Genomic DNA, 15,223 nt, shown 5'->3' on the forward strand with positions numbered 1-15,223 from the left:
CGCGACGAACACCGGAGGAAGCATCGCATGGCACGGATAGAACGTTTCGACCACGTCGGCGTCACCGTGGCGGACCTTGATACCGTGGCGAAGTTCTTTGTCGACCTTGGTCTCGAGGTCGAGGGTCGCACATTCGTCGAAGGCGAGTTCCTGGACACGGTGTGCGGCATACCCGATTCCCGCACGGAGATCCTGATGCTGCGGTCCCCGGACGGCGCCCGGCTGGAGTTGGCGCGTTTCGTCCGGCCCGACCATGTGCCGGGATCCCCGGACGCGATGGCCAACCAGTTGGGGCTGCGCAACGTGTGTTTCGAGGTCGACGACCTGCAGGTGCTGGTCGATCGGCTGGCCGCGCAGGGATACGGGCTGGTCGGCGGCGTCGGCGAGTACGAGGATTACTGGCGCATGGCCTACGTGCGGGGACCGGAGGGGATCATCGTTTCCCTGACCGAAAGGATCCACTGACAACGGCGCTCCTCCTCACCTTGCGTGCGAGGCACGAGCTTCCTGTACGGGATTGCTGAGGGTCTCGACCCCAGGGTTCGACCCGGTGCCACACCCACATGTGGCACCGGAATTGTGCCGGTGCATTTGGGGGAACGTCCCGCGGACCGATGGGCGCCGGAAACCATTTCTTCGCGTTTCGGTCCAAGGGGCACGTCCGTGGCCCATACTCGGAGCATGAGAATGGATGGCATCCTTCCCGAAGACGCACCCGATCCGCGGATCGAACAGGCGGAACAACTCAAGCTCATGCCGGTCCCGGTGATGGGGCTCGTTCCCCAGCCCTCGTTGGAGGACCCTGATTGGGTCGGCCTGGCATCCGGCCTGGACGATCGCGGGTACAGCGACATGACGGCGAGCCTCAGCTATGTTCTGTGGCGGAACCCGGATGACCGCTCGGACCCGGTCAATCTCGCGGACCTCGACGAACAGACGCGCCTGGCCATCGAGGACGTCCCGCCGTGGCCCCGTCCCGCATGGCTGCTGGAGCACGTGGAACGCATGCGATATCCGCAGCTCTGGGAGGCCGTGCGAACCACCTGGAACCGCGACTCCTCCGACCGTTCTTCGGTCGGCAGCGTGCTGGTCGAGCACGTCAACTACATCCGCGTGAACCAGTTCCGCGAGAAACGTGGGCTTGGAGGCAACCCGTGGGACCACCCGGCCCCCGAGGTGACCCCCGGCTCGGTTAACGGCCGGGTCACGGTCCTGGTCGATGGTGTCGAGGCGCCGGCCGCGGAGATCGACACGGATCCGTTCGTTTACGGCATCGGCGCGGCACTCGAAGGGGGAGCCGTGGTGACTGCGGTGCTCCCGCGCGCCGAGCTTGGGCGGATTCGCATCGAGTTCACGACGAGGAAATAGGAGTCACTGCTGCGTGCACCGGACGGATGCCCGCAGTCCACAGGGGCATTGGCTCGGCATGAGGTGGGTTCCTTGTCTGTCCCTGGCTGCCGGCATCGCGCGGGAGCAGCGTGGAACCGACGCGCGGGGTGACCGATTCGATGGGCGTTTCGGCTGGACGGCGCCCGAAGACGAAATTTTTCGCTCCCTCATGGACGGGGTTCGAAGGGATGGCCTCCACCTATTTGGACGCAGGCCGAACGAGACGAAGTTGCACCGGGGGAGTGCAGGGCAGGACCTGTTGCTTGAACGCGCCAGGCGCGAGTGGGCAAGGGGCCGTGCAGCATCCCGATCGGCGACGCGACACTTGCCGCCCGGGCGGCAACGATGGGTTTGATTGGTGAGAACCGGGCCAGGGTCTACCCGGTGCCGGGTGGCGCACTGGGTGTTCTTGGCCAGGATCGCACGGCAATTGCCGGGGCAAACGCCAACGCCCAGGCCAGGGACCGCTGGGCCGCCGGAGGCAGGCGCATCGCGCTCTACGCGGGGAGCCCGTCGAGGATTTCGTGCGGCCATTCCTTGTGCAGGACCTCTGCCAGGTCCAACTGCTCGCTTTCCACGCAATAGGGGGTGTGGTCAATGTCCTTGACCTCCAAGACAACCGGCGCCCCCAGCAGCCCCCACGGGCCGACGGCGTTCGCCAGGTACCCCTGAAGGTGCAGATCCGCGTATTCGGGTGTCCACCAGGTCGAAAAGGTCTCCAAGAATTCGGCGGGGTTGATCGCCACCCATACGCCGAAGGTGAGCCGGTGGCCCCCGCTGAGGGAGACCGGCAGCAGCGCCCTGACGAACGCACCGATTCCCTGGATCTGCATCATGACCGAGGTGTTCGGTGTGTCATGGCTCAGCCAGGATCCCGGGGCGTGGTGTTGCTCGGCGGTGTGCAGTACGGGATCGGGAAGCGCAAAGCGGATGTGCCGATCGTGGTCGCTGACCTCGCGACCGCAGGCGCTGCAAGAATGTTCGGCTGCCATGATCCAGTGCCCCTGCCGATCGGCTCCTGCTTGAACCCTATCCGGAATCGGGAAAATTGGAAGCCTGCGATGCTCCGCACAAGCACCGACCGCCGCTGCCCAACTCGACAACGGCGATCCAGGCTTCCCTCTTCAACCCTGGAAGTACAGCTCGCTGTGCAGCTTGCATCCCGGGTTGAACGATGCGGCGCAATCCGGGCACGAGTCGGTGCCGAGGTACTCGGTGATCGCCAGCAGGTGCCCGCAGACGCCGCAAAGCACGGCCGGCTCGCCGCGGGAATCCAGCGGCCACTGCGTTGCGAGGTGGTCGGCTGTCTGGGCGTGGCAGAGGTGGCACGGGTAGAACTCGCCGCAGCACGCGAACTTGACCGCAATCACGTCCAGCTCGGTCCGGTAGTGCACGCAGCGCGTCTGGCCATCGACGACCGGACCAAGGACGTTCGGCCGGTCCGGGCTCATCGCACGCCCCTGGCGGTGAGCGCATCGCCCAGCTCGTCCGCGTGCTTGAGCGCCACGATCAGGAACGGGACGACGAAGGTGCGCGGGTTGTTCCGTGCACCCCGCGCCCGCTGCGCATCCCGCACCTCGGACGCCCGGCGGCCGAGCACCGGGATGGTGCTGATGGTCACCGTGAGCAGCAACGCGATCCGCTGCGGGTCCAGGCCCAGCCGTGCCAGGGGGCGCAGCCCGGTCTCGATGGCGTCCAGCAGCTCCGTGACCCGCGTGGTGAGCGCGAGCAGTGCGGCGAGCACGATCGCGGCCCCGACCCGGGCGGCGTTGGCCAGCGCGGGTTCCGGGCCCATGAAGACCAGCTGGCTGGCGAGCGTGACCACGATGACCCAGCGGATGGCGAACACCTGGCGGCCCAGTTCCCGGATCCCGTGCAGCCCGGGACCGAGTCCGGCCAACGCATAGCCCAGGATGCCCGCCGCCGCGGCGAGGCCCGCCGAGAACCAGTGCGATGGCAGCAGCGACACTCCGAGCACCACCGACAGGACCAGCAGCAGCTTCGGGCCGGCTGGCATGCGGTGCAGCCATCCGGTTCCCGGCTTGTAGAGCGTCAGCATGCCAGCACCGCCTCGTACCTGGCGATGATCCCGTCCGGTTCGCCGTGGGCAACCAGGGAACCGCCGGCGAAAAGCACCGCCTGGTCGCAGCGCGCGGCCAGCGCGAGATCGTGGGTGACCAGCACCAGGCGGTGGCCGGTGTCCTCGAAGAGGTGGTCGGCGACCCTCCGGGCGTTGCGCGCATCCAGATAGGCGGTCGGCTCGTCCGCGATGACCAGTTCCGGGTTGCGCACGAACGCGCCGCACAGCGCGAGCATCTGCTTCTGCCCGCCGGAGAGGTCGTGGGAGGCGCGCTCGGCCAGGTCGGTGAGGCCGAACCGCTCCAGCGCCGCGGCCACCCGCTCCTCGAGCTCTGCCGTGGGGAGCCGGTCCGCGCGCAGCGAGAAGACGACGTCCTCGGCGACGGTGGGCATGATGATCTGGGCGTCCGGGTTGCTGAAGACGATGGCGATGCGGCGGCGCAGCTCGGCTGCCCGGCGGGCCGGGTCGAGCCCCAGCACGCCCAGTTCGCCCGAGGCCCGGGGGAGCAGGCCGCCGACCAACCGGGCGAAGGTGGATTTGCCCGAGCCGTTTTCCCCGATGACCGCCACGGTGCGCGCGTCGAGATCCAGGGAGACGTCGTGCAGCACGTCCGTGTCTCCCAGGCGCACCCCGACGTTCTTGAGGTGGAGTCCGTTCCGGCTCATCGGACGACCTCCAGCACGGCGGCGATCCCCATGCCGCCGCCGATGGACGCCGCGGCAATGCCACGGGTCCCGGCCGGTGCCCCGGCGCGCACGAGGCGGCTGAAGAGCCGCACCACGGCGATCGCACCGCTGGCGCCCCACGGGTGGCCGAGCGCCAGGGCGCCGCCGTCGGCCGACAACCGCGGATCGTCCCCGGCGAGACCGATCCGATCCAGCACCGCCAGGCTCTGGGCGGCGAACGCCTCCACGATTTCCAGTGCCGCGATGTCCGCCAGGACCACTCCGGCCGATTCCAGGGCCGCCTGGATGGCACCTGCGGCACCGATGGCCGGATATGCCGGATCGCAGCCCACCACGGCGGAGGCCCGGATGGCGAGACCCGGCCCGGCCCCGGCCGGCGCGAGCACCAGGGCGGCGGCACCGTCCCCGATCCGCGTGGACGTGCCGGCGGTGAGCGTGCCGCCGGGGAACAGCGCGGGCAGGCGGGGGAGCAGGCGCTCGGCGCCGCCGATCGCGTCGTCGTGCCGCAGCCCGGCCAGCGGCACCAGCTCGGCGTCGAAGCGGCCGGCGTCCCGTGCCGCCCGGGCGCGGGCGTGGCTGCGTGCGGCATGCGCATCCTGCCGGGCGCGAGAAATCCCGTCGCGCGCGGCGAGGTCCTCGGCGGCCCGGAGCATCCCCGGGTCGCTGAAGCCCGCCGGGGCGAACGGCGCCCGGTCGTAGGGAACGCCGTCCACCGAGCGCACCGGAGCCGTCGAGGCGCTTTCCACGCCTCCTGCGACCCGCATCCGCCTGTCCCCGGCGCGGATCGCTGCCGCGGCATCGAGCACGGCGGCCAGCCCGCTGCCGCATTGCCGGTCCACGGTGGCGCCGGGAACCTCGTGGCCCAGCCCGGCGGCCAGCGCGGCGATGCGGCCGGGGTTCCCGCCCGGTCCCATGCAGTTGCCGAGGACGACATCGGCCACCGTGACCGGCGCGCCGTGCGCCGCTGCGGCATCTTCCAGGGCCGCCCGGATCACCGGGGCCGCCAGCTCCTCGACGCGCAGGCGCGCCAGGGCACGGCCGCGGGTGCCGATCGGGGTGCGCCGGGCGGAAATGACCACCGGATCATTCTCAGCATGCAAGGGACTGCACCTCCCCGGCGAGGACCAGGCGCAGGGCCTCGGCGCGTGCGGGCTTGCCCGAGGCGGTCCGCGGGATCCTGCCGGTGAACCAGCGCCGCGGCCGGTGCGCCGCTCCCAGCCGGCCGGCGGCAAGCTGCCGGACATCGACCGGTGCCTCGCCGTCCAGTTCCAGCAACGCCGAGACCAGGGCGCCGACGAGACCGCGCGGCAGCCCGAACACGAGCGCATCGCGAACGCCCGGGATCGCGCGCAGCACCGCCTCCACTTCCTCCGGCACGATCGTCGCCGAGGCGCTGAGGATCGCGTCGTCGGCCCGTCCCAACAGGCGCAGTCGGCCGTCGAGGAGTTCCGCCCGGTCCCCGACCGTGGCCCAGGCCCCGTCCCGGCGCAACGGGCCGGGCGCGCCCGCATACCCGGAGGCGATGAAGGGCGAGCGCACCCACAACTCGCCATCGCGGATGTCCAGCTCGACCCCGGGGAAGGCACGCAGCCCGTCGCCCGTGTCGCAGGCCACGAAGGACAGCTCGGCGGCGCCGTAGTAGGCCGTGACCCGGATGCCCGCGGCTTCGGCACGCTCGCGCAGCGCCGGGTCGAGGTGGGAACCGCCGACCAGCGCCGCACGCAGCCGCGGGGGCGCGCCGGCGTCGAGCACGGCCCGAAGCGCCTGCGGAGTGCCGTGCAAGGCATCGGCGTCCGGGCCGATGCGCAGCAACGGGCGGGGGCCGCCCGCAAGGGCGTGGGCGAGCGAAAACAGGGTGAGCGAGGAGGACGGCGGCGCCGGAAGCGCCACGTGCTGACCGCTTCCGGCACCCAGGAATCCGCACACGGCAGCGAACGAGGCCGCCCAGGATTCCGCGCTGCGCAGCACGATGCGCGGCGCACCGCTGCTGCCGGAGGTGAGCGTCGCCCACGCGGTTTCCCCGGGGAGCTCCGCCTTCGCGGCCGCGGCGGCCATGGCGGCGCGGTGCGCCGGCGTCCATCTGGGATCCGTGACCAGCGGAACGTTTCCCGCTTCGCGGATCCGCCTCAGTTGCTCGAGCAGGCCGGGATCCGCGCCGTCGACCGTGGTGATCACTTGGCCGGCTCCAGCACCGGGGGCTTCTTCGTGGCCCACACGCGGTTGAAGGCACGCGGGTAGGCCCGGACCAACGTCATCACGATAGCCGCCGCGGTCACGGCCTTGATGAGGTCGCCGGGGATGAAGGCCAGGCTCAACACCGCCGTCTCGCCCAGCGGGAGGCGCGTCACCAGGCTCTGCACGGGGACCCCCACGGCGTAGATCACCAGGATGCCGCCGACCAGCATGCCGAGGAGGGTCCGCCACAGCACCGGCTTGCGTCCCCCCGCATGCACGATGAGGCCGATGGCAAAGGCGCCAAGGATCCAGCCGGCAAGGTATCCCGCCGAAGGCCCGAAGAACACTCCGATGCCACCGCGGCCGCCTGCCAGCAGGGGCAGGCCGATCGCGACAAGTGCCATCAGCACCGTCATCGAGAGGGCGCCAAGCCACGGCCCGAGAATGGCTCCGGCGATCATCACGCCGAGGGTCTGGAGGGTGATGGATACGCCGCCCGCGACAGCAAACCCGCCGGGCATGCCCATCACGGCGACAATCGCCGCAAAGATGGCGACCCGTGCGAGGCTGGTGGCGTCGAGACGCCGCGGGGCAGGGCGATTTGGAAGGAGGCAGTTCTTGGTCATGGGAAGGATCTTTCTGGGTTTCAACCCTGGCCGGCGTCCAGTTGAACACCGCCCAATTGAACGGTGTTCAAAGGGGTGGTGTCCACTATAGTTAAGCCATGGCGAAAGCCACAATGGCCGCGGCAACACTTCGGCCCCACAGCCCCGCGCGTTCTCGATGAAGACGGGCCGGCCAATCCCCGGGATGGGCCCCATAGCCGGCGATACCCGCAAGCCGGTGCCGGAGTGGCAAGCTTGTGCCAAAGCCCCCAAACCATGCTCCAACCTCGTGAAACATCGACGAACGAGGCCCTTTCAACCGAGCCGGCGGTGCAACGTGGCAGTCGGCGGGCGGGGGAGTGCTACTACAAATTGCGGGCCGGGGGAAGAGCATTTGTTGGCGCACGGTGATGCGCCACCCAGAACGAACCCCCACGGTCGTGGCCATGCCCCACGCAGGCCTCTCCGCCGGCGACCCATGGCCGCTTACGTCCAAGCCGAGCCATGGAAGGCGCGGGCCCGGTGGGTCGGACCGCATGCGCTGTGCCGAACCCGTTGCAGCGATCCCACCCCACGCGGACCGAACGCCGAATGGAGCCGCATTGGGCATCGCTTCAGCACAGTGGGCCCCGATCTCGTCCATTTGCGATATCTAGGACCGGTCCACTTGGTGTCCGCCCATGCCGGGCGCTCCAGGGGCCGGCTCCCAGACGGCAAGGACCCGGCGCAGCCGCGGGTCGTTGTCCGGACGCATGTCCACCAGCGCCGCCTGCCGAATCCGGATCCGGCCCCCGGGCCGCAGACGGCTTTCGGCATGGGTGACGTGCGGGCGGTAATTCGGTCCGTTGTGCTGCGCGCCGGGCAGGTGGACCTGCGGCCCCAAGGCATCCAGCGCGGCGTTGTGGAGACGCTGCATGGCCGGCTCCGGCTCCACCAGCGATACCGGCACCGACGCGTTTCGGCCGAACTGTGCATCCGGTCCGATGCGAACCCCGAAGCCAAGCAACGCCGGCAGCGCAACATCCAGACGGGCGCGCACGACGTCGGCGGATTCCCGCGTATCAAAACGCACCACGGTGATGTGCAGCGGCCAACTGCTCCGGGGAAAGACCAGACCTACCGGCACGGGGACCACAAAGGCCACCAGAACAAATGCACCCATGCTTCAGGATAGGCCTCCGACCACCGTGCGGACCCGGCCAATAGCCCAAGCGCTCTATGGCCGGCGGGGCGAAGCGTTGGCGATGGGCAGGCAGCCCGCGGCGTGCAACGTGCAGGGCGGTTCGCGGGCGGTCGGATCTTCCCTCCGCACGGTGACCAACGAGCAGGGTCACCATGGCTGCCACGCGCTCGGCACCGGTCCGGAACAATCGGGTGCCACCGGAGCATTGTTGCTAGGCTCGTGCCTGGTGGACATCCCTTGACGGGGGATCCCGTACTCCGGGTCGCACCAACGGCCCGGGGGATCTTCCCGACCAGGAAGCCACGTTATGGCGGGACAGATGAAAATCCATGGCCAAGGTCAACGGGAGAGGAAAGAAATGGTTAATTGGGCCAAGAATGGTCTCCGTGCAGCCAGTTGCGGACTAGCCCTTGTTCTCGTAGTGGCCGGGTGCACGGCAGCGGATCCGAGGGGCGAGGCAGGAGCCTTCGGCTCACAATCGGAGAAAACCCGCGACGTCGTGGTGTTGGCCGATCCCGTGCCTGGCTTCGGCCGGATTGGCGGGGACACCGAAGACATGGCCCTGGAATCCAGCCAGGCGTTCTTCGAGAAAGCACCCGCTGTTGTCGTCCTGGGCAAGGACGGTGCGCAGGACGACGCCGCCAAAATGGCCCGCACGTTAGGTGTCCCGTTGCTCGTGGCACCCGACGGCGCACCGGAAGATGCTTCGGATCAGCAGGACTTTGGCTCCGAGTTAGGGCGTCTGGGCGCACGCACCCTCATTGCCTACGGAGCCCTGTCCGATTCGTTGGCGGGCGGCCTGGACGTCGTCGACGGGTCGGCCTCCAACGCCGACCTGCCTGAAGTCGACCACGCCGAAGGCACCACGGAGTCAGGCTTCGCCGTCGTCGTGCGCGCGGGGGAGAAGGCTGCGAAAGCTGCAGGTCCCGCACTTGCCACGGCCCAAGCAGCAGGGGCGGACCTCCACACCATGGACTCGGACGACCCGCGGGCTGCGAAGAACCAGGAATTCTTCCAGAACCATGCGGCCTCGGAGCTGTATGCCATCGGCAACGGGTTCGGGAAAACCAAGGATTTCTCGGCACTGGCGGCAACGGCTGCCGAAGGAAAGCAGCTCCCGGGCGGCGGGCAGATCGTGTTCCCGGACCGGCGCATGGTCGCGCTGTACGGGACACCAGGAACGGCTTCCCTGGGGTTGCTCGGCGAACAAGACATTGACGGGGCCATCAAGCGCGCCAAGAAGTACGCGGAGGAATACCAGCCCCATAGCAAGGAAAAGGTCCAACCTGCCTTCGAGATCATCGCGACCGTTGCCTCGGCGTCCGCCGGCAAGGACGGGAAGTACTCCAGCTACGTTCCCGTGGAGCGACTCGAGCCCTGGGTGAAAGCCGCCCAGGAAGCCGGCGTGTACGTGGTGCTTGACCTGCAGCCGGGCCGCAACGACTTCCTGACCCAGGCCAAGCACTACGAAAAGCTGCTCACCTACCCCAACGTCGGCATCGCCTACGACCCCGAGTGGAGGCTCAAGCCCGGCCAGCGCCACATGGTCCAGATCGGCTCCGTGGATGCCGCCGAGCTCAACCGCGCCAATGACTGGCTGGCCGAGCTGACACGCAAGCAAAAACTGCCGCAGAAAATCGTCATCCTGCACCAATTCACGCGGAGCATGATTCGCGACCGGGCCGCGCTGGACACATCGCACCCCGAACTGGCGATGGTCGTGCACGCCGACGGCAACGGGACACCGGGGATGAAGATGGCCACGTGGAAGAACTTGCGCCTCGACCTGCCCGACGGGATCTGGATGGGGTGGAAGAACTTCATCGACGAGGACTCGCCGACGTTCACCCCGAAAAAGACCTTCGATATCGACCCGAAGCCGTGGTTCGTTTCCTACCAGTGAACGTCCCTCTCTTGAAGGTGCGGCTTCCGCCGAAACCTTCAAAAGAGGCATTGACACGGTGAGAGGCCTGCGGAAGGGCCGCTTGCCTGCACAGGGTTCGGATTTCCCCGGAGGCTTGGAGCCGGCGTTTCCAAAGCGCCGTCGTCCAACACCGATGGCGTCATCGGCCGGGACCATGGCGGCTCCGACACAGGCGGCACCGCCCCTGCCTTCCGGAGGCGACCAGGAATGTCGCGTGGCAGGACAATTTCAAAGAACCTGCCGACAACTGTCGCGACCCAACCGGCGGCCATTGGGTCTTGTCCACAGCTTTTAGGCCCATTGCTGTCGGGCCGCTGGCGTTGATTGATAGGATCCTGAGCATGTCCAGACCGCGAGCAGTCATGCTTCGATCCCGTTCCGCAGACGACTTTGACGTCTTGTTCCGAATCGCTGACGATCTAGCCACCTGGGAGGAGCGCAGCGCGACATCGCCTGGGCCGCTGACCAGGGAGGCCTTCAAGAGCCGGCTGGCGCAGGGCGATGCTGATGATTCAAGCCAGAACGTGCGTTTCGTGGTCGACGTGGACGGTGCCGCCGTCGGCAGTGTTTCGCTATTCGATTTCGACGAGCTCGCCCGCCACGCGGAAGTCGGTATCGCATTGGTTCCCGAAGCTCGTGGACAAGGCATCGGGAGCGCAGCCATCGCACAAATCGTTGACTTTGCCTTCGTGCGCTGCAACCTGCGTCGAGTCCACCTGCAAGTGATCGAGTCCAACCTTGGGGCGATCCGCGCCTATGAGAAGGCGGGATTCGTGGTCGAGGGTCGTCAGCGCCAGCACGCCTGGGTTCGCGGAAAGTACGAGGATATCGTCATCATGGGAATACTTCGCTCGGCATAGGATTTCACAGCCCGGGAGAAGGCGACCTTCCCCGGGACCGGGCGTCGCCGCGCGGAACTTTACCTGGGCGGACCGGGCCGCGACGGGCGGGACCCTGTCAAGAAATCCCGGCACCACTGGATCGGGGCGCAGGCAGGGCACGAGCGGCAACGGTACGCCGTGCAGGCACCGCCTTATCGGGTCAGTTTCTTCAGGCCCTTCTTCGGCGGCACCCGCACCGGATCGGGCCACCGGGGGCTCAGGGCGTCGCCCAGCGTGGTGCCCCGGAGCTTGCGCCCGAACATGGGCAGCACCCACTGGGTAACCCAGGCATGGTGTTCCCGAGCCCGCTGCCGGACGCCGCGCGGTGCCTTCCGCTTGTCCCGATGCGTGATGCCGTGCGGCACCTCAAGGACATCCAGGACCCTCGCTGCCATGTACTTGTGCCCGGCCTTGGACATATGCAGCCGATCGGGACCCCACATGCGGGTGTTCGCATAGGCGGCAAAGGTCGCGTAATCCATCAGGACGGCACCGTACTTCGCGGCGATGAGCCGGACGCCGTCGTTGTAGGCATGGTTCTTGCGGCGCAAGGGCCCCAAGATGGGTGAAACCTCCACGTCGTAACCCGTGAAAAGGACCAGTGTTGCACCCGTGCGTGCCAGCCGGCGGACCAATAATTCATAGTCGGCCAAGATGTCGGCAATCTTCGTCCCAAGGTCCATGACATCGTTGCCTCCGGCGTACAGCGTGATGAGCGTTGGTTCCAAGGCGATGGCCGGTTCCAGCTGTTCCGCGATGATGTGCCGAAGCCGCTTGCTGCGGATGGCGAGGTTCGCGTATTCCCAGCCCGGACAATCGCTCGCGAGGGCCTCGGCTACCCTGTCGGCCCAGCCCCGGACGCCGTTGGGACGCCGCTTGCTGATATCCCCGACTCCCTCGGTGAAGGAATCGCCCAGGGCTACGTAGCGGCCCGGTTCATGGTCAAGCATGCGGGGCTAGCCGGCTGGCCGTGACGCCGGCGCCTTCGGTTGCGGCAACCGAGTGTCAATCGAAGACGCCAGGAACTGCAAATCACTCCCGTCAGCCGCCTTGAGCCGCAGATTCCCAATGCACAGGACGTGCACCTCCTCCAACCGGTCGGCAACGCCGGGCGGAAGGAAGGAAACTGCGCCCCGGCCCGTCTGCGCGCCTCGAACCGCATCCGTGTCGGCACCAACGCTCCCTTGACCCACTTGAGTTTGGGGCAGCGTGAGGGCGCGCCCCGGGCCAAGAAATCCTGCACCGCTACCTGTAATTCTCATTTGCATGGTCACAGGGCGAGCCGAAGCCGCGGGTGCTCGGCAATGGCTTCGGCATAGAGGTTCATGAGCTGTTCGCACACCACGTGCCAGCTGCGGCCTTGGACCTGCTGGAAAGCTGCGGCCGCAAAGGCCGAACGTTTGGCGTCGTCACCGATGAGGTCCATGGCGTAGGTTCGCATTTGCTCCAGGTTGCCCGGTGCGTATAGCCAGCCCGTGCGCGAGGAATCCACGAGATCCACGGGGCCGCCCCGCCCGGTGGCGACGACGGGGACCCCCGAGGCCATGGCTTCCTGAATGGTTTGGCAGAAGGTTTCGAGTTCCCCCGGGTGCACAAACAGGTCGAAGGAGGCCATGGCGGTGGCTAGTTCCTCACCGCCCAGGAAGCCCGCAAAATGGGCCGTCGGAAGAAGCGACTCGAGCGCCTCGCGCTGCGGACCGTCGCCGACGATTACCAGCCGGGTGTCGGGGATCTCGGACAGGATGGCCAGGTCTTCCACCTGCTTTTCGAGGGCCAGACGCCCCACATAGCCGATGATCTTTTGTCCTTGGGGCGCCACCTTGCGGCGGAAATCCGCGCTTCGCTTGTCGGGGTGGAAGCGTGCGGTATCCACACCGCGGCGCCACAGCTCCAGCCGCGGGATGCCGTGGCCCCGCAGCTTTTGCATCGAGTCGCTCGAGGGGACAAGAGTCTTGGTCGCTGCCACGTGGATCCGCTTCACCCGCTGCCACGCCCAGTTTTCCAAGAACGGCATGCCGTAACGGGCTGCGTAGCCCGGAACGTCGGTCTGGTAGACAGCCACGGAGGGAATACCCAGGGCCGCGGCGGCCCTGACGGCACGCCAGCCCAGAACAAATGGCGATGCCAGGTGGACGACGTCGGGATTGAACTCGGCCAGCAGGGCCTTCACCCGCACCACCCCACCAAAGGCAACCCGGATGTTCCGGTATCCGGCCAGTGGGACGGCCGGCAGCCGCCTCACGGTTGCGCCTTCCACCGTGGGAGGCGCATTCTCCAGCGTCGACGGGGCGATGACCAAGACCTGGTCCTCGCGGGCATCCAGGTGCTGCAAGACCTTCAGCAGCGAATGGGTGACCCCGTTCATCTCGGGAAAGAACGATTCAGCAACTATGGCAACCTTCACGCCTCAACCATGACCGCCGAAGGTTGCCACCGAGCGTTGCCCTAGGTACATGGCGGTGAAAAGTGGGTGAACGGCAGCACCCGGAGCTGCACCTTCCGGGTACCTTGCACCGACCCGGCGGCGGGTTGACCTCCGGGTGAGGGCAGGAGAACTCCTGGCCATGGACAAGCAGGGACCCCGATTCCAGCTGCCAAGCGAAGTTGGCCCTCGTACCCCGTGCGCAGGGCGCGAGTCCCGCAAGGGGAACTTCCTGCGGGACAGCGATCCCGCCCCGAACCCGAGAACCCGCAGCGTGGTCATCGTCGAGCGAATCAGGGGCCGGTTATTGCCTGGCTTCAACCATCCGAGGCCCGGTCGGGTAGGTCCCAGCCGTACGTTTTGGCGATCCGGTCTTGGATCTCCGCTATCACCGGTAGGCCGTTGTCGCCGTTGGTCATGATCACCGCGCCGTAGCCCTTGGCGACGTGTCCGATGAGTTGAGCCTTGAAGCCCCAATTGTCGCCGTCGTGCTCGAAGTACCAGCCCTCACCTTTCTTGGACACGATGAAGCCGACTGCGAATGGGCCTACGCCGACCGGTGTGACCATGTTCCGCATCGTCGATTGGTTCAGGACAAGCGACGACCGTCCGGCCAGCGTCCGTTGAATCTCGACGACGAATTTGGCGAGGTCGCCGGGCGTCGTCCACAACCCGGCCGCAGCCTGCTCCGGATAGACGTGCCAAGGTGCACCCATCGTCGCACCCGTGTGGTTGTGGGCGCGGGCAGCCCCGAGTTCGAGCTCGGCCGGCAAAGGCTGCTCGTAGGTGCTGTTGGTCATGCCGATCGGTCGAAGGACCCAGTCGAGCATGATCTGTGTGAAGGGTGCCCCCACGGTGTCGGTGAGCGCGAGTTGCTGTACCTCGATACCACCGCCTGAATACTGGTAGGCCGTCATGGCCGGACGAACCAGCCGCACAGCAGGTAATGGCGAGGGCGATTGGCCGTCGAGGATTTGCAGCACAGTCGGTAGCGGCTTGCCCGGTTCATATCCGGGGAAACCATATCCGTCGCCGAGGCCGGAGGTGTGGCTCATTAGCATCCTCGGTGTGACGGCGACCTCTCCGCCGAACGGAGCATCCGGAAGCTTCCAGCTCTTGAGGATTGTGTTGATGTCCTGGTCGATATCGAACAGCCCGAGCTGAGCGGCCTTAAGCGACGCCATCGCTGCCAGTGGTTTAGTAATCGATGCTGCCTGGTAGAGCGTCTGGTCGGTGGCGGTCATGCCAGACTGGGCGTCCGCCACGCCCCACGACTTCGTCCACGCAACTTCGAAGTCGTGTACGACGGCCACACCGACACCAGGGACTTGGTTACGGTCCAACAATTGCGGAATGCTCAAGGCGTAGGACCGCTGGCGGTCAGGCGACCGTGCGCCCTCGATCTGAAGGATCCTCGCGGCGTGCGTCCTTGATGGTTCAAACTCGCTGCTTGCCATGCTCACGAAAGTACCATAATGCTCCGTGCGCAGCCGCCGGATTTCTGACCATCCATGTGGCAATCAACGCCGCATCCGGGGTTGGGCGCTTGCTTGGGGCACACAGGTCTACCGATCAACCTGGGATGCCCGATAACGGCCTTGGGCGGGACAATGTGCCGCCGGTTGGAAGCGATTCCGGGATGGATCAGCATCGGCGTGGATCCGCTGGCCTAGCTAGAACTGCTTGAGGCTTATAGGAGAATTCTTGGATTGCATCCGCTAGCTCCGGGTTGGTCCGCTTCCCGTCTGGCACCATCGACGCCCCATTTCGCAGCAGTGGCTCGACCGTTTGAACAACAAGTTGCCGCCTCTGATTGCTGAGCTTCGCTTTTTCCATAGTTGACGAGGGGACCGGGCGTCAGACCTCCGTGCGCCCTCG

15 protein-coding genes are annotated in these 15,223 nt (G+C 67.1%); 4 read left to right on the forward strand and 11 right to left on the reverse strand.

Annotated elements, in window-relative coordinates; translation table 11 throughout:
* Window positions 1-27: 27 nt before the first annotated feature.
* Window positions 28-465: a VOC family protein gene (locus FPY90_RS03560; RefSeq protein ID WP_498683857.1), complete on the forward strand. Its 438-nt coding sequence runs from the start codon at window positions 28-30 to the stop codon at window positions 463-465.
* A gap of 216 nt (window positions 466-681) precedes the next feature.
* Complete coding sequence (locus FPY90_RS03565; protein WP_498683859.1) at window positions 682-1,368, forward strand: hypothetical protein; 687 nt, start codon at window positions 682-684, stop codon at window positions 1,366-1,368.
* A 518-nt stretch (window positions 1,369-1,886) separates the two neighbouring features.
* On the opposite strand, the gene FPY90_RS03570 is transcribed toward FPY90_RS03565, so the two are convergent.
* From FPY90_RS03570 to FPY90_RS03605, 8 genes are all read right to left on the reverse strand, one after another.
* Entirely contained in the window at window positions 1,887-2,381 is a 495-nt protein-coding gene (locus tag FPY90_RS03570; RefSeq protein ID WP_498683861.1) for a DUF2199 domain-containing protein, read from the reverse strand.
* A gap of 132 nt (window positions 2,382-2,513) precedes the next feature.
* Entirely contained in the window at window positions 2,514-2,840 is a 327-nt protein-coding gene (locus FPY90_RS03575; RefSeq protein ID WP_071215021.1) for a CHY zinc finger protein, read from the reverse strand.
* Window positions 2,837-3,448 (reverse strand): energy-coupling factor transporter transmembrane component T, encoded by a 612-nt coding sequence (locus tag FPY90_RS03580; protein ID WP_498683863.1) that lies wholly within the window; start codon window positions 3,446-3,448, stop codon window positions 2,837-2,839. Before FPY90_RS03580 ends, FPY90_RS03575 begins: the two co-directional genes overlap by 4 nt.
* Window positions 3,442-4,134 (reverse strand): energy-coupling factor ABC transporter ATP-binding protein, encoded by a 693-nt coding sequence (locus FPY90_RS03585; protein WP_498683864.1) that lies wholly within the window; start codon window positions 4,132-4,134, stop codon window positions 3,442-3,444. Before FPY90_RS03585 ends, FPY90_RS03580 begins: the two co-directional genes overlap by 7 nt.
* A complete protein-coding gene (locus FPY90_RS03590; RefSeq protein ID WP_498683866.1) occupies window positions 4,131-5,255 on the reverse strand; it encodes an acetyl-CoA C-acyltransferase in 1,125 nt (374 codons plus the stop codon). The genes FPY90_RS03585 and FPY90_RS03590 overlap by 4 nt, the downstream gene beginning before the upstream one ends.
* Entirely contained in the window at window positions 5,245-6,330 is a 1,086-nt protein-coding gene (locus tag FPY90_RS03595; RefSeq protein ID WP_498683867.1) for an AMP-binding protein, read from the reverse strand. The genes FPY90_RS03590 and FPY90_RS03595 overlap by 11 nt, the downstream gene beginning before the upstream one ends.
* A complete protein-coding gene (locus FPY90_RS03600) occupies window positions 6,327-6,956 on the reverse strand; it encodes a biotin transporter BioY (RefSeq protein WP_498683869.1) in 630 nt (209 codons plus the stop codon). The genes FPY90_RS03595 and FPY90_RS03600 overlap by 4 nt, the downstream gene beginning before the upstream one ends.
* Before the next feature lie 631 nt (window positions 6,957-7,587).
* A complete protein-coding gene (locus FPY90_RS03605; RefSeq protein WP_498683870.1) occupies window positions 7,588-8,097 on the reverse strand; it encodes a 2'-5' RNA ligase family protein in 510 nt (169 codons plus the stop codon).
* Between the two features lie 577 nt (window positions 8,098-8,674).
* Between FPY90_RS03605 and FPY90_RS03610 the strand changes: the two genes are divergently transcribed.
* Both FPY90_RS03610 and FPY90_RS03615 read left to right on the forward strand, forming a co-directional pair.
* Window positions 8,675-10,021: a hypothetical protein gene (locus FPY90_RS03610; RefSeq protein ID WP_498683872.1), complete on the forward strand. Its 1,347-nt coding sequence runs from the start codon at window positions 8,675-8,677 to the stop codon at window positions 10,019-10,021.
* 362 nt (window positions 10,022-10,383) lie between these two features.
* On the forward strand, window positions 10,384-10,902 hold the full coding sequence (locus tag FPY90_RS03615) for a GNAT family N-acetyltransferase (RefSeq protein ID WP_498683873.1): 519 nt from the start codon (window positions 10,384-10,386) through the stop codon (window positions 10,900-10,902).
* A 173-nt stretch (window positions 10,903-11,075) separates the two neighbouring features.
* Here FPY90_RS03615 and FPY90_RS03620 read toward each other — a convergent pair whose 3' ends face one another.
* The 3 genes from FPY90_RS03620 to FPY90_RS03630 all read right to left on the reverse strand — a co-directional run bounded on the left by FPY90_RS03620 (window position 11,076) and on the right by FPY90_RS03630 (window position 14,802).
* On the reverse strand, window positions 11,076-11,873 hold the full coding sequence (locus FPY90_RS03620; RefSeq protein WP_498683874.1) for an SGNH/GDSL hydrolase family protein: 798 nt from the start codon (window positions 11,871-11,873) through the stop codon (window positions 11,076-11,078).
* Window positions 11,874-12,193: 320 nt separating this feature from the next.
* A complete protein-coding gene (locus tag FPY90_RS03625) occupies window positions 12,194-13,327 on the reverse strand; it encodes a glycosyltransferase family 4 protein (RefSeq protein WP_498683876.1) in 1,134 nt (377 codons plus the stop codon).
* A 335-nt stretch (window positions 13,328-13,662) separates the two neighbouring features.
* Window positions 13,663-14,802, reverse strand: coding sequence for a serine hydrolase domain-containing protein (locus FPY90_RS03630; RefSeq protein WP_498683877.1), 1,140 nt, complete (start codon window positions 14,800-14,802; stop codon window positions 13,663-13,665).
* Window positions 14,803-15,223: the final 421 nt, after the last annotated feature.

This window comes from Arthrobacter sp. C2 (assembly GCA_024207135.1).
Lineage (GTDB): Bacteria > Actinomycetota > Actinomycetes > Actinomycetales > Micrococcaceae > Paeniglutamicibacter.

Bases quoted from the DNA above. Each gene is read 5' to 3' on its own strand.
- FPY90_RS03560 (WP_498683857.1), top strand. From the start codon at position 28: ATGGCACGGATAGAACGTTTCGACCACGTCGGCGTCACCGTGGCGGAC.
- FPY90_RS03565 (WP_498683859.1), top strand. From the start codon at position 682: ATGAGAATGGATGGCATCCTTCCCGAAGACGCACCCGATCCGCGGATC.
- FPY90_RS03570 (WP_498683861.1), bottom strand. From the start codon at position 2,381: ATGGCAGCCGAACATTCTTGCAGCGCCTGCGGTCGCGAGGTCAGCGAC.
- FPY90_RS03575 (WP_071215021.1), bottom strand. From the start codon at position 2,840: ATGAGCCCGGACCGGCCGAACGTCCTTGGTCCGGTCGTCGATGGCCAG.
- FPY90_RS03580 (WP_498683863.1), bottom strand. From the start codon at position 3,448: ATGCTGACGCTCTACAAGCCGGGAACCGGATGGCTGCACCGCATGCCA.
- FPY90_RS03585 (WP_498683864.1), bottom strand. From the start codon at position 4,134: ATGAGCCGGAACGGACTCCACCTCAAGAACGTCGGGGTGCGCCTGGGA.
- FPY90_RS03600 (WP_498683869.1), bottom strand. From the start codon at position 6,956: ATGACCAAGAACTGCCTCCTTCCAAATCGCCCTGCCCCGCGGCGTCTC.
- FPY90_RS03605 (WP_498683870.1), bottom strand. From the start codon at position 8,097: ATGGGTGCATTTGTTCTGGTGGCCTTTGTGGTCCCCGTGCCGGTAGGT.
- FPY90_RS03610 (WP_498683872.1), top strand. From the start codon at position 8,675: ATGGCCCTGGAATCCAGCCAGGCGTTCTTCGAGAAAGCACCCGCTGTT.
- FPY90_RS03615 (WP_498683873.1), top strand. From the start codon at position 10,384: ATGTCCAGACCGCGAGCAGTCATGCTTCGATCCCGTTCCGCAGACGAC.
- FPY90_RS03620 (WP_498683874.1), bottom strand. From the start codon at position 11,873: ATGCTTGACCATGAACCGGGCCGCTACGTAGCCCTGGGCGATTCCTTC.
- FPY90_RS03630 (WP_498683877.1), bottom strand. From the start codon at position 14,802: ATGGCAAGCAGCGAGTTTGAACCATCAAGGACGCACGCCGCGAGGATC.